Below are 13720 nucleotides of genomic sequence, written 5' to 3' on the forward strand. Positions count from 1 at the left end.
TGGGCCTATGTATTATTGTGCCGTTTTTGATGTATTGTGTTTATTACTATAGTAATATGATCAAAAATGCCCCTTTTCGTTTTGCTGATTTTGAATCCATTGAATTCAAATACGGCGAGCCGAACCACATGGTCAACGAATACAATTCAAAAACACGCATCTATAAGTATTTAGACAAAAAAGATTCTTTAATTACCGATACTGTAAAATTTACAAAAGACGATTTATTGTACCTGCACCGCAAAGCAATGGAGCTCGGCTTTTGGAACTTGGATACCGATATGACTGGACCTGAATGGCAGCAGGATTCAACACATTCTAAAGTTCCACGTTTTTATTTAGAGTACAACTATAAAGATAAATCCAAGCATATTACTTTAGATGCAGATTTTGCAGGCAACCCGCGTATGCACGACGCAGCAAAATCAATGATCGATGAAGTCAACCGTATGTTGGCAACCGCGCAAGCCCGATAGTTAAGAGATAAACCAAAAGGGTAAAGAGAGAAATCAAGCAATTGGTTTCTCTTTTTTTGTGCCCAATATTCGTCTGGGAGCAAGGGTAAGAAGATGGATTTATCAGCTAACAACATACATACTAATAGGGGGGGATAGGGAGTTAATAGGGACCTGAAGGGGCCTCATTTGGATGAAACCCCATGAAAGATGTATGAAATCCCTGTGATTATACTGTTAAATATGGGTTAACTAATACACTGATGTTATATCGTTCTTTCTGTTTTTTGATGAATTCTTAATGTTCTCTTTATACTCGTTTAACCTGAATCGAATACTTTAGCGCCAAAACAAAATTTCATATGAAAGCATTTTTGGCATTAGCAATTTCCTGGGCATTCGTAAACGCGGTGCAGGCCCAAGATTTTGCGAAAGGAAAAGTTTATCTAGACATAAACAAAAACGGAAAATTGGATAAAAACGAAAGAGGCGTTGCTTCCGTTGCTGTTAGTAACGGGCGTGAGGTGACGACAACCGATAAAGATGGCAATTATCAGTTGCCTGTTGGAAATGACAACATCATTTTCGTGGTTAAACCGACAGGCTACGCTTTGCCTTTGGATGAAAATAACCATCCAAAATTTTATTATATCCATAAGTTAAATGGTAGTCCAGCTTCAAAATATCCTGCTGTTGCAGCTACAGGGAAAATTCCGGCTGCTGTAAATTTTGCATTGTACCAACAAGATGAAGATCCTAACTTTTCAGCTTTTGTTTTTGGTGATCCACAGGCTTACACAGTGGAAGAACTGGCCTATTTCAAAAATGGTGTGATCAATGAAATTTCAGATAAGACAATTGCGAAATTTGGAATAAGCTTAGGCGACTTAGTGGGAGATGATCTTTCACTACAGCCAAAGTATAAATCGGTCATTTCCACGATGGGATTGCCGTGGTATAATGTCATGGGAAACCACGATATGAACTATGATGCCAAAGAGGATAGCCTCTCCGATGAATCGTTCGAGCAGACTTTTGGTCCCAATAACTTTGCGTTCAATTATGGAAACACGCATTTTATCATTCTTGATAATATCCTTTACCCGAATCCACGGACAGGTAAAGGTTATTTAGGTGGATTCCGTAAAGATCAGCTTGATTTTGTGGAAAATGACTTAAAAAACGTAGCTAAAGATAAATTGATTGTATTGGCATTTCATATTCCTTTATATCATCAAAACTCGGATGTCTTTCGTAACGAAGATAGACAACGTCTGTTCGATATTTTGGCTCCATTTAAGCATACCTTATCTTTGTCCGCGCATACACACTTTCAGCGCCAATATTTTTATGGACAAAAGGACGGATGGAAACAAGAAAAGCCACATCACGAATATAATGTAGGTACAACCTCTGGTGACTGGTATTCGGGCGAGTTGAATGAAAAGGGAATTCCTGTTTCTACAATGCGGGACGGTACACCAAAAGGGTATGCCATTTTAAAAATAGAGGGCAACCAATACAGTTTTGATTATAAGGTTGTAGGTAAGCCGGCAACGTATCAGATCGATTTATACGGAGCTTCGGTCGTTCCAGAAAAATACACAAAGAGATATCCGATATACGCTAATTTTTTTATTGGAAAGGAAGGTGACAAGCTAACGTATAGAATCAATCAGGGCGAATGGAAGGAAATGGATTTTGTCAATGAAAACGATCCAGCATTTCTAAATTCTTTGGCTAAGTATGATACAGCAACTGAATTAAAGAATACGCGTAGACCTTCAAACCCTGAAAAATCCAGTCATCTGTGGACGGCTAATTTGCCCAAATTAAAAGCTGGTAAATATCATATTGAGGTTCAGGCTGTTGATCTTTTCAATAGAGTACACCTGGCAACGAAGACTATTGAAGTGAGATAAATAACCGGTTGTAGAGTTGTTTTAAGTTTAAAGATAGCTTAAGATGCACTTAACATAACCATCCTATATTTGTATAGAGTAATTTTTGATTCATAAAGAGTTAGGGTTAATGTGTAGATCTGTTGTGAAACACGTCTGAAAATTTAGTTTGTTTTTAAAGTGAAGGTAATCTCCCCAGATTACCTTTCACTGTTTTTAGACCTTTGACTTTAAATTATGCTGCCAAAATTTAAGTCCTTCTACTACGATCCATTTTTACACTTTATCCGGTTTGCAGCTACAAACTTTGTTAAGCTGTTAACCTGGTATATGAATGTTAGTGCGGTAGCTGCTTTTTTTCTGAAAGTGACTGATGTTGTTGGCGGGAAAGAACTTTCAGTTCGGTTTTACCGCTGTTGGTCTGCGAAGTCATGAAGGTTTTGTTGTCGGATAACTTGTCGGAAATCATCTGATGCCGGATTTTCAAAGATCTCCAGGTCGAAGTATTTTGTTGCAGCAAATAAGTGGTCGAATACATCCGAAACAATTCCTTCGTAATATTCCCAGCGGATATCATTTACAAAGAAATAAAGTTCGACCGGAACACCGTGTTCGGTTGAAGCAAGCTGACGTACCATCAAGGGCATGGTCTTGTGAATATTGGGATTTTGACGTAGATAGGTGAGTGTATAAGCTCTGAACATCCCTAAATTGGTCATTTTGCGGCCGTTTATGGGACTTGATTGATCTATCTGCTGTTCCGTGTTGAATTGGTCAATTGTCTTGGCACGCTCCTCGATATAAGGCCGCAGAATCTGTATATTTTTGAGCCTTTCAATTTCTTCATTTTCCAAAAAACGGATCGTGGAAATTTTGATGTTTATGGCTCGCTTTAAGCGCCTCCCGCCCGATTGCTGCATACCCCTGTAATTTTTGAAAGAATCCGACAATAGCGTATGCGTCGGTATCGTCGTAATAGTCTTATCAAAGTTCTGTACTTTCACATTATTGAGGTTAATCTCTTTGACAGTTCCATCGGCGCCATATTTAGGCATTTCTATCCAATCGCCTACGCGGATGGAGTCATTGGCCGAAACTTGTATACTGGCAACAAATCCCAATATAGTGTCTTTGAATACCAACATCAAGATTGCTGATGCGGCACCCAAGGATAATAAGAAGGACCAAGGGGATTTTCCTGTCAATATCGAAAAGCAGATCGTCCCACCGATAAATAATAGGATAATCTGGCACACCTGTAAATAACTTTCCAGGGGCTTGTCGGCAAAAGATTTTTTCATGCGCAGCATGTCCCGTAAACTTTTCAGAAGCGAATGGATAATCAGTAAGCTGACGACGGTCGTTGCTATGTCAAGTACTTTATTGCTGTTTTCTTTCCAGGTTGGAAAACCCATGAAGATAATGGGCATGATATATTGTGCCACTAATATCGGAACAAAATGAGCAATAAGTTTCAGCGTTTTATTGCGGATCAATAGATCATCAAAGCGATTTGTACTTCGTCTGATGGCTTTGATTGTTAACAGGAGTAAAGTTCTTTTGGTGAAATAGTCAATGACGATCAAAAACAGGATAACCAGTAAGAGTAAAAGGATCGAGTTCACAAAGTGGCTCCCCTGATTATCAAGACCAAGTTGTTTAATCCATTGAAATGTCCAGTTATAGATGTAGGATTGGGAATCTTTGAATAATTCCGTTGCTGTGCTTTGCATGTTACAAATATACAAAAAGCCGCAATTAGCGGCTTTCGGTTATTTTGAGTTTAGCGGTTCACGCTCGTGTTTATGTCTAAAGAATACAGCAAAGAAGATTGCTATAACCAAGGTGTAGATGGCAAATGCAAGCCAGATGTCATGCCAGTCTTTTAGCATGAGGTTACCGCTTAACATGCCGTCAGGTAATATGGAAATACTCTTTTCTTGCAGGAAATGTAGAAAATGGGTATTATCAATTGTTGTATCCAGGTATTGTGCGAGATCTTTGCTGTTTTGAAAACTTTTGGTAAAGTAGTGGTCAATGATCCAACCCGATGCAAAACTGCCTACAACGGCACCGAAACCGTTTGTCATCATCATAAATAAGCCTTGTGCCGAGCTGCGTATGCGTGATGTTGTGGAGGTTTCAACAAATAAAGAACCTGAGATATTAAAGAAGTCAAATGCCATACCATAGACGATACAGGATAATACAATCATCCAAAGTCCGCCTGCAGGGTCACCAAATGAGAATAATCCAAAACGTAATACCCAGGCAAACATCGAAATCAGCATGACCTTTTTTATACCGAATCTTTTGAGGAAAAATGGAATAGCAAGAATAAAAAGTGTCTCGGATATCTGTGAAATCGACATAATGATGGTCGAATATTTCACAACGAAAGATTCTGCAAATTTAGGGTAGAATTTAAATTCATCCAAAAACACATCACCGTAGGCATTGGTCAATTGGAGTGCGGCACCTAAGAACATGGAAAAAATAAAGAATAAAGCCATTTTATAATTTCCAAAAAGTTTAAATGCTTCCAAGCCTAATAGTTGTGTCCAGGAAGCATCTTCCTGTTGTAACTTCTTCGGTGGACATTTAGGTAATGTAAAAGCATAGAGACTTAAAGCCAAAGCTGCGGTTCCGGCGATATAAAATTGATAAGCTGTGGCCTTGTTGCCTGTTAAATTGGTGATCCACATGGCAACGATAAAGCCTATCGTTCCGAAAACCCGGATGGGGGGGAATGCCTTGACCAAATCGTAGTTATTTTCATTTAATGCCGTATATGCAATGGAGTTGGATAGGGCCAAAGTCGGCATATAAAAACACATTGCCGCAAGCATCGCATAAAAAAAGGTGTTTGGATCATTTACCTGAGGTAAATAGAATAAAACACCTGCATAACATAAGTGAAGAATAAAATATAATCTCTCGGCATTTATCCAACGATCGGCGATTATTCCCATCAGGGTAGGCATAAATAAAGAAGCGATCCCCATGGTTGCAAAAATAGCTCCAAATTGTGTACCATCCCATTGTTTTGTGCCAAACCAATAGTTTGCTATTGTAATCAACCATGCTCCCCAGACAAAAAACTGAAAGAAGCTCATAATGGTCAATCTTAATTTAATAGACATAAATCGATGTTATTTAAAATTTTTGTTTCGCTTTAATGAAAGGAGTTATTTTCTTTTGGAAATCTCATCCCTAATCAATGCAGCCTGCTCGTAGTTTTCTTCGGTCAATGCCTGATTAAGTGCTTGCTCCAGTTGCTCATCTGTCAACGTGGAGAAAGGATTTTGTGGGGATTTTGAAGGTGTTTTTTCTTCGATCTCAACAACACTTGGATCCTGAACTTTGTTGGACTTGTCTAGGTTTTCCAAAAATGCGAACTCATGTCCCTCAATGATAATTCCAGCAGAGGACATAATAAATTCGTAGGCATAGATCGGAGCTTCAAACCGTACAGCCAGTGCAACGGCATCGGATGTGCGGGCATCAATCTCGACAATCTTGTTGCCGTCGGAACAGATAATTTTAGCATAAAATATCCCTTCAATCAAATTATAGATCAGTACTTCAATGAGTTTAATACCAAAAGAATCTGCAAAAGATTGAAATAGGTCGTGTGTCAGCGGACGACTAGGAATCATTTTCTCTATCCGAATAGCAATAGCTTGAGCCTCGTGGCTGCCGATAATGATGGGCAATCTTCTGTTGCCCTCCACTTCTCCCAATACAAGAGCATAAGCCCCAGATTGCGTTTGACTATAGGATAAACCAACGATATCTAATCTGATTTTCTTCATTTTAATTCCAAAGCGGTCTACAAACTTAGATAAATTTGCTTTTATATGCAATTATAACAAATAAAAACTCCCCATTCATTTTGGATAAATGGGGAGAATATATCGGAAGAAAGCTTTAAATACCTTTGTAAGCCTTCAATGCCTGCGTTAATTTCGGAACGACGTCGAAAGCATCGCCTACAATTCCATAATCGGCCACTTTGAAAAAGGGCGCTTCTGGATCTTTGTTGATGACAACGATTGTTTTAGAAGAGCTTACTCCGGCCAAATGCTGTATTGCTCCGGAGATACCGATAGCAATGTAGAGATTGGGGCTAACAACAATACCTGTTTGGCCTACGTGCTCCGAATGCGGGCGCCAGCCTGCATCAGATACGGGTTTTGAACATGCTGTAGCTGCACCAAGGACGTCTGCAAGTTCTTCCACCATACCCCAGTTTTCAGGGCCTTTTAAACCACGGCCTGCGGAGACGACGATTTCAGCTTCGGGCAGGGAAACTTTGTCTGTTGCTCGAACAATCTCTTTGACCATCGTTGTAAAATCTGTTTGGTCAATATTGGGAGCAAAAGTTTCGACAGTTGCGCTACCACCGGTCTCTTTTGTTTCATATGCATTCGGGCTTAGTGCGATGACCTTTATATCCGAGGATAGTTCGAGCGTAGCGAACGCTTTATTGGAGAACGCTGTTTTTTTGACAGTCAGTTTGTCGCCATTGATTTTCGGCAATTCGAGCGCGCCATCGGCCAGACCAGCCTCCAATTTGGCTGCAATACGTGGAGCGAGTCCCTTACCTGAGAATGAGTTGGACAGCACAAGTATTTTTGAACCGGTACTTTTTACGGCCTCAGCAATGATGCTTGCATACGCTTGGTTTACAAAAGAAGCTAGTCGCTCATTGTCGACATTTAATACTTTGGAAGCACCGTACTTGCCCAAGCCAGCAAGTTCGTCTCCAGCGACATTTCCAATTGAAATCGCAACAAGATCAGTCTGTATGTTATCGGCGATGGATTTTGCATAAGAAACAACTTCAAAAGCAGATTTTTTGAATTTTCCATCGGTATTTTCTACATATACGAGTATAGACATGGTGTTTTAGCGTTTAAAGATTAAATAACTTTAGCTTCGTCGTGAAGAAGAGAAACTAATTTTTCTACCTCGGCAGCGTCAACAAGTTTGACCGAACCGCGCGGAGCAGGTGTCTCATAGCTGACAATGTGTTCAAGAACGTCTATAGTGGAAGGTTCCAGCACATCCAATGGTTTGGTCCGCGCACTCATAATACCACGCATATTAGGTATTTTTGGCTCGGCAACACCTTCTGCTGTACCAATGACGATTGGCAGCTTTGCTGTCAATACTTCTTTTCCGCCTTCAATCTCGCGCTCAACTGTGACTGCGTCGCCCGCAATATCAACTTTTTTGGCAATGGAAACAGAAGGGATATGCAGCAGTTCTCCTACGATTGCCCCCACTTGAGCACCGTTATAGTCGATGGATTCGCGGCCAGTTAAAATTAAGTCAAATGCATTGTCTTTGGCATACTTTGCTATCTGATTAGCAACAAACCAAGCATCGCGTGGAGCGGCGTTAATCCGTACAGCATTGTCTGCGCCAATTGCCAATGCTTTTCGAATGGTTGCATCTGTAGATGCATCGCCCACATTGATGACAGTTACGGTTCCTTTTCCACCTTCAGCCAACTCAACTGCTTTGGATAAAGCAATTTCATCATAAGGGTTTATAATGAATTGTACACCAGCTGTGTTAAATGCAGTGTTGTCATTTGTAAAAGTGATTTTGGATGTAGTGTCAGGGACATTACTTATACAAACTAATATTTTCATATACGATTGGTTTTACTCAAACTTACCATATTTTCTTTCAATTAAAAAGCGCTAAGGCGTTTTAAATTCTGTTAAAGAGTCGTCTTGTGATTTTGATGAATTTTTAATTTTACCAGTTATTTTCGTGTATTTTTTTTGATATGATATGATATTTAGGTGTTTTGTTGTCTTTTTTGTATTTTTTTATTTTAAATAGCCGATTCTTTATAATGGATTTATTGCGTCAGTAAATTGTCATTTTATATGCTAGCATAGTAATTTTAGAAAGCATAGCAGCTCATTCGGGGTTCCTGTTTATAAAAAGCTTTCGTGTGATATGGAGAGATGGGGAATTGTTTTAGGGGAAACACAATTAAATTGCATATAAAATGCAATTTGTCTAAGTTTGAAATAAAAAAGATATGTCGACACGATTGGATCAACTGAATGAATTTTTGAAAGAGAGCCCCGAAGATCCTTTTTTAAAATATGCAATTGCAGCTGAATACCTCAAGCAGGAAGATGAACAAGAGGCCATGCTAAGATTTGAGAATTTAGTACATACAAATCCGGATTATGTAGGAACTTACTATCATTTGGGTAAATTGTACGAAAAATTAAATAAACAGGAGTCCGCGATTGATACCTATAGATCCGGAATTGAGATCGCGCGCAAGACACGTAATTTCCATGCTTTGGGCGAGTTACAAGGTGCATTGTCATTCTTGACAGACGACGATGAAGATGATTTTTAATCTTTTCTAAATTTTTGGTATTTAATTTGTTATGAATTTATTGGTGTAACTGTTAGATGCTGATTTTTTTGAATTTGGAATGAGATGAAAAGGTTTATTTGGATTGTGGGTTTGTTGTTGACAATTGGAATGGTGGGATGTGATAATCCCAAACAAAGTGTTGCGGTCTATAAAGATAATTTACAGGACCTAAAAGGTAGGGATAAGGCGGAAGTAGTGATTGGTGAATACAAAGGTGTTATGCCTTGTGCGGATTGTGATGGTATAGAAACACTTATTTCATTGCATGCTGACAACACCTACCAATATTCATCTAAATACCTTAATAAAAGTGATGATGTGTTTACGCGTGAAGGAAAATGGAAATTGGATGGTAACATCATTACACTGGACGGCGTTGACTATAAGTTCAAATTAGGAAATCGGATACTCAGTCAGTTGGATCTTTCCGGAAATGACATTACGGGAGATATTTCCAAATATTATGTCTTGACAAAAAATTGAATCTAGCATAAAAGATGTATGAAGAATGAAAAAGCCGAATCTATTTTCGGCTTTTTTATTTTTTTGAAATTATTCACTTTTCCCAGTATTGCAATCCTTAATTGGGATTATATTGAAAGTTTTCTTCCCTTCTTCTCTTTAATTTTTAACCGTAGCAAGTTAGGATCAAATAGGCTCTTTTAACAGTGCTTGTTCAGTGATTGTTCAGTGCTCGTTCAGTGCTTGCTCAGTATGAACTGAATAAGCACTGACTGATCACTGTCTAAAAACTGATTGAAAACTGTTATTAGGAGTGAGTTGGTATGATGATGTATATGTTCGGGTAATTATGGTAGTTGTCGGAAATGGGGGTGTACGTATTCAGAACGGTTTAGCGAATACAAATATGCTGTGTAACTTGCTATTGGATGAGGAAGTCCTTTTACTCCAACTTGCTGCTGTGATAGCGTGCTGGAGCAAGATTAAACTGATCTAACTCAATGTAGCGCTAATTAAGAATTCTTGCTTAAATTTTTAATTAGCGCTACATTGAGCGATCTTATTCGTTGTCTGTTGTCAACTATAAAATATTAGTTGTTTTTAGCACAAAGTTCTTTTAACGTTCCTACGACGAAGTCAACTTCTTCTTTGGTGTTATGCTTGCAGAATGAAAAACGAACTGAAGGTCGTTCCGAGCTGGATTTTATTGCGCCCAATACATGCGAGCCTATATCTGTCCCTGAACTGCATGCACTGCCACCAGAGCAGGATATACCCGCAATATCCAGGTTGAATAAAAGCATGTCGGCAAGGTCACTGCAAGGGAAAGAAACATTCAGTACGGTATACAGTGATTTATCAGGTTCAATAACACCATTAAAATCAATCTCGGGGATTGCTTTCTGCAACTCGTCGATCATATAAGATTTGAGTCCTTGAATATAAGCGTGGTGTTCTTCCATGTGCTCATAGGCAAGTTCTAAAGCTTTGGCAAGCCCAGCTATTCCATAGACATTTTCTGTTCCACCACGCATGTTGCGTTCTTGTGCTCCACCATAGATTAAAGGTTTAATCTTGTTATTCGCATTGATGTAAAGAAAACCAACCCCTTTTGGGCCATGGAATTTATGGGCAGCCCCTGTTATAAAATCTATTTTGAGGCTACCAAGATCATGTGGGTAATGCCCCATTGTCTGTACCGTGTCCGAATGGAATATCGCATTATACTTTTGGCATAACTCGGAGATACGTTGAATATCGTTGAGATTTCCGATCTCATTATTGGCATGCATAATGGAAACAAACGTACGCGGATTGGTACTTAAAAGTTCTTCAAGCTGGTTGAGATTTAAATTACCTTTTTCGTCAACTTCCAATAAGTCGAGGTGCACCTTACCGGCTTTTTCAAGTTCTTCTAAGGTATGTAATACGGCATGGTGCTCAATAGGGGAGGTGATGGCATGGGTTATCCCAAAGTCGGCGATTGACCTAACGATGGCCATATTGTCGGCCTCGGTTCCACCCGATGTGAAGAAGATCTCTGCTGGAGATACATGAAGTAGATTGGCAATCGTTTTACGTGCTTTTTCTACAATTGTTTTTACTTGTCGTCCGTGACTATGGATAGAAGATGGATTTCCAAAGTTATTGTTCATCACATCCACCATTACTTTTATTACTTCAGGATCTAAGGCTGTAGTCGCTGCATTATCAAAATATACTTGCATGCTGCAAAATTACAAATCTCCAAAGTAAATTAAAGGTATTAAATGACTTATTTTTATCATTTTATTTTCCTAATTATGACGGATAGCTGTTTGAGTACCGTGGTTTCCTAGGAATTAGGTCCTTTTTGCCAGGGATAGTATAGGATTAGAAAATTTACGTTCTGATATAGAAAAATGGGGCTGTCTCCTTTTTTGGTATAAAGCAAATGTAGGAGATATTGTATATTTTATAGATTTGCGTTGTAGTGAAAAAATGAAGAGTCAAAGGCTGTCTTAGTAGTTTTTTTAGCATACTGTTTTTGAGAAATGACCTTCCTTTTTTTCGCTTCCTAAGGCAGAACAGAATGTAAAGCGGAATTGCAGTCCAGCTTGAATATCTAGGAGGACAAGTCCAAGGGAAGTTTCACTATAAATTTTACATTTTCAACCAAAAATTATTATGAACACACTCTAGCAGGTTGTTGTTATTGATTGATGTTGGGAGTAAGGAACTGGTCGTTTGTTTTGGACATATTTTCTCTAACTTAGATAAAAAGCTGTGCCATTACGGTAATCTTCGATACGGATAAAGGTCTGTTAAAGTTGCAGGGATGTGTACATGCCCATACGTCTGCAGAAAGTCCTCTTCGTTTTGTTATGGAGGCCACGGGCGTTTACCACGAGAAGTTTGCTTATTTTTTGGAATCCAAGAGATATAAGATTATTATTATCTTGTCTAATAAGATCAGTAATTACTTTCGTACACCGTAGGTTAAGGCAGTAACAGACACAAGCTGTTCGGAAGCTATCGCCCTATTCGGCCCAGAACGTCGGCTTGAGTTGTGGCACAGCCCAGATCCTAACTAAAAAAGGTTGAACCAGCTGACCCGTGAATGAGATCAGCTGATTCGGGAACGTACTGCTGTCAAGAACCATCTCCATGCAGAACAAACGGAGGCCTAATCCATTAAAAACTCCGTAGGAAGAATAAAAGAACGAGTATTGAGCATAGAAGATATTTACACTGGTGGCACCAAGATAGAAGCCATTGCTAATAAATACATACACAAGTCATTGGGTTACAATGGTGTGATGAAGCACTTCGAGGGGTTACATAAGCTGGTAAAAAAAGCTGTCACTATGGACTGGCTGGAAAAAGACACGTTTGCTAAATTCAAACTCCGTTTTAACAAGACCTAAAGAGGGTATCTCACAAAGGAGGGATTTAATTTACTTGCCCATAAGATGGTTTCCATCGAACGCCTACAATCGGTACTGGATATACTCCATTTTAGCAGTTATACAAGACTGACAAATATAGAACATGGGAAACCTCACGAGAGGCAACATTTTGAAAGGAATAGACGGTGGGGATTGGTTGGTAACCAATAGGAAGAAAATGGAAACGGTCGTCATTGCTCCGCTATTATCCCAGGCATCCGAACTCATAGAGAAGTATCATGACCACCCGAAACCATGCAACAGTAACATGCTGTTCTCTTTCATTTCTAACCAATGCATAATGCGTAGAAACCGAGCCTTTTCAGTCCATAAACTATATAAGTCTCAACTCTTTTATTCTAAAACTACGTTAATTAAGAGAAAAATGAAATTACTTTTTTCTTTTACAGTGAAATAGTTTATATTTATAGCGATAAATTACTTAATTATGAATATAATTATAAAATCACTTATTTTATTTACCGCCTTAATTTTATTTTTCTCCTGTTCAAAAGAATTAAACAAAAACGAAGTAGACAATCAAAAACTGTCAATAGATGTAAAAGAGTCAGCGAATTCATCAAAGCATCATTCGGATAAAGAAAGAGATCTATTCATTACAAATAGAATAAAATCCATACAAGAAGACCTTGATATCACAACTTCACAAATCATAACTGCAGAAACGCCTGCCTGCTCAGAAGTTTCTGATAATATCTCGTACGAAGTTATCCCTGTAATTTCAGATAATTCTACAAAGGGATATCTTTATATTTTTGAAAAAGACAAAAACTATGAATCTTTTTACCAAGAAATAAAATATAACAATGATGGAGTTGCACAAGGATTCGTAATATGGTCAGAAAAAAGCCAATACGTATACAGTACAAATGAATCTATGTACAAACCAAAAGATCCTTCAATGGATTATTCGGCATCCAATAATAAAGCTAAAGAGGAGGATTATTTAACTTGCGTTGCTAGAGTATTCCAACAAGCAAAGGCTGCGTGTGAAGCAGACCCTAAATGTAATTTGCTTTGTTATATAACGGGGCCAACATGTGAAGGATGTATGTTGGCAGCCGCAGCCGCAGCGTGCAAAATTTACAAGTAGAAAATATAAATCATTATAGATAAATATCATGGAAATATTATTTTTAATCGGTGGTATACTAATTCTCTTTACCTATCTACTTACAATATATAGGATAAGTAAATCTTCAGAAAGGATTCAACTTTGGAAATTATTATTGATAGTCTTTATCCCTTTTTGGGGATGCTTAGTCTATCTTCTGTCCAGTAATAATTTAAAACGTATTTAAAGAGAAATTCTCTTTTAAACAAAAGTTAAATAAGGTGAGGATCATTTACCACAAGAATGGGGAGTGTAACACCTGTGTCATTGGATAATTAACCAAAATCTAAAAGCCTCTATCAAGTTTGAGCCTATCCCAAAATTTAAGGGAGTGTAACTCAAACTGTGTCATTGGATAATTAACCAAAATCTAAAAGCCTCTATCAAGTTTGAGCCTATCCCCAAATTTAATGTAAAGTTGG

At 38.4% G+C, this 13720-nt stretch carries 13 protein-coding genes; 7 read left to right on the forward strand and 6 right to left on the reverse strand.

From position 1 onward, the window contains the following. The first annotated feature begins 56 nt into the window (after positions 1–56). Together L1283_RS17570 and L1283_RS17575 are read left to right on the forward strand one after the other, a co-directional pair. The gene (locus tag L1283_RS17570) at positions 57–476 is read left to right on the forward strand and encodes a hypothetical protein (protein WP_075994657.1); all 420 of its coding nucleotides are present in this window, start codon (positions 57–59) and stop codon (positions 474–476) included. 341 nt (positions 477–817) lie between these two features. Then, the gene (locus tag L1283_RS17575; protein ID WP_286709340.1) at positions 818–2377 is read left to right on the forward strand and encodes a calcineurin-like phosphoesterase family protein; all 1560 of its coding nucleotides are present in this window, start codon (positions 818–820) and stop codon (positions 2375–2377) included. Between the two features lie 386 nt (positions 2378–2763). Here the strand turns inward: L1283_RS17575 and L1283_RS17580 are convergent, their stop codons facing one another. The 5 genes from L1283_RS17580 to L1283_RS17600 all read right to left on the reverse strand — a co-directional run bounded on the left by L1283_RS17580 (position 2764) and on the right by L1283_RS17600 (position 8019). Further along, positions 2764–4089 (reverse strand): mechanosensitive ion channel family protein, encoded by a 1326-nt coding sequence (locus L1283_RS17580; RefSeq protein WP_201665904.1) that lies wholly within the window; start codon positions 4087–4089, stop codon positions 2764–2766. A gap of 39 nt (positions 4090–4128) precedes the next feature. Then, complete coding sequence (locus L1283_RS17585) at positions 4129–5499, reverse strand: nucleoside permease (RefSeq protein ID WP_075991314.1); 1371 nt, start codon at positions 5497–5499, stop codon at positions 4129–4131. Positions 5500–5544: 45 nt separating this feature from the next. Then, positions 5545–6171, reverse strand: coding sequence for a bifunctional nuclease domain-containing protein (locus tag L1283_RS17590; RefSeq protein ID WP_088160444.1), 627 nt, complete (start codon positions 6169–6171; stop codon positions 5545–5547). Between the two features lie 115 nt (positions 6172–6286). Continuing rightward, the gene (locus L1283_RS17595; protein ID WP_075991316.1) at positions 6287–7261 is read right to left on the reverse strand and encodes an electron transfer flavoprotein subunit alpha/FixB family protein; all 975 of its coding nucleotides are present in this window, start codon (positions 7259–7261) and stop codon (positions 6287–6289) included. A gap of 20 nt (positions 7262–7281) precedes the next feature. Next, positions 7282–8019 (reverse strand): electron transfer flavoprotein subunit beta/FixA family protein, encoded by a 738-nt coding sequence (locus L1283_RS17600; protein WP_286803116.1) that lies wholly within the window; start codon positions 8017–8019, stop codon positions 7282–7284. A gap of 401 nt (positions 8020–8420) precedes the next feature. Between L1283_RS17600 and L1283_RS17605 the strand changes: the two genes are divergently transcribed. From L1283_RS17605 to L1283_RS17615, 3 genes are all read left to right on the forward strand, one after another. Continuing rightward, entirely contained in the window at positions 8421–8753 is a 333-nt protein-coding gene (locus L1283_RS17605) for a tetratricopeptide repeat protein (RefSeq protein WP_182982806.1), read from the forward strand. An 84-nt stretch (positions 8754–8837) separates the two neighbouring features. After that, positions 8838–9257 (forward strand): copper resistance protein NlpE, encoded by a 420-nt coding sequence (locus L1283_RS17610; RefSeq protein ID WP_429626365.1) that lies wholly within the window; start codon positions 8838–8840, stop codon positions 9255–9257. Positions 9258–9549: 292 nt separating this feature from the next. After that, positions 9550–9732, forward strand: coding sequence for a hypothetical protein (locus L1283_RS17615; protein ID WP_157698375.1), 183 nt, complete (start codon positions 9550–9552; stop codon positions 9730–9732). A gap of 94 nt (positions 9733–9826) precedes the next feature. On the opposite strand, the gene L1283_RS17620 is transcribed toward L1283_RS17615, so the two are convergent. Further along, positions 9827–10963 (reverse strand): cysteine desulfurase family protein, encoded by a 1137-nt coding sequence (locus tag L1283_RS17620; RefSeq protein WP_429626366.1) that lies wholly within the window; start codon positions 10961–10963, stop codon positions 9827–9829. A 981-nt stretch (positions 10964–11944) separates the two neighbouring features. On the opposite strand from L1283_RS17620, the gene L1283_RS17625 reads away from it, so the two are divergent. Both L1283_RS17625 and L1283_RS17630 read left to right on the forward strand, forming a co-directional pair. After that, on the forward strand, positions 11945–12142 hold the full coding sequence (locus L1283_RS17625) for a phage integrase SAM-like domain-containing protein (RefSeq protein WP_286735894.1): 198 nt from the start codon (positions 11945–11947) through the stop codon (positions 12140–12142). Between the two features lie 469 nt (positions 12143–12611). After that, entirely contained in the window at positions 12612–13277 is a 666-nt protein-coding gene (locus L1283_RS17630) for a hypothetical protein (protein ID WP_286735893.1), read from the forward strand. Positions 13278–13720: the final 443 nt, after the last annotated feature.

The sequence above is a fragment of the Sphingobacterium sp. HSC-15S19 genome, assembly GCF_050433745.1.
Classification (GTDB): Bacteria; Bacteroidota; Bacteroidia; order Sphingobacteriales; family Sphingobacteriaceae; genus Sphingobacterium; species Sphingobacterium siyangense.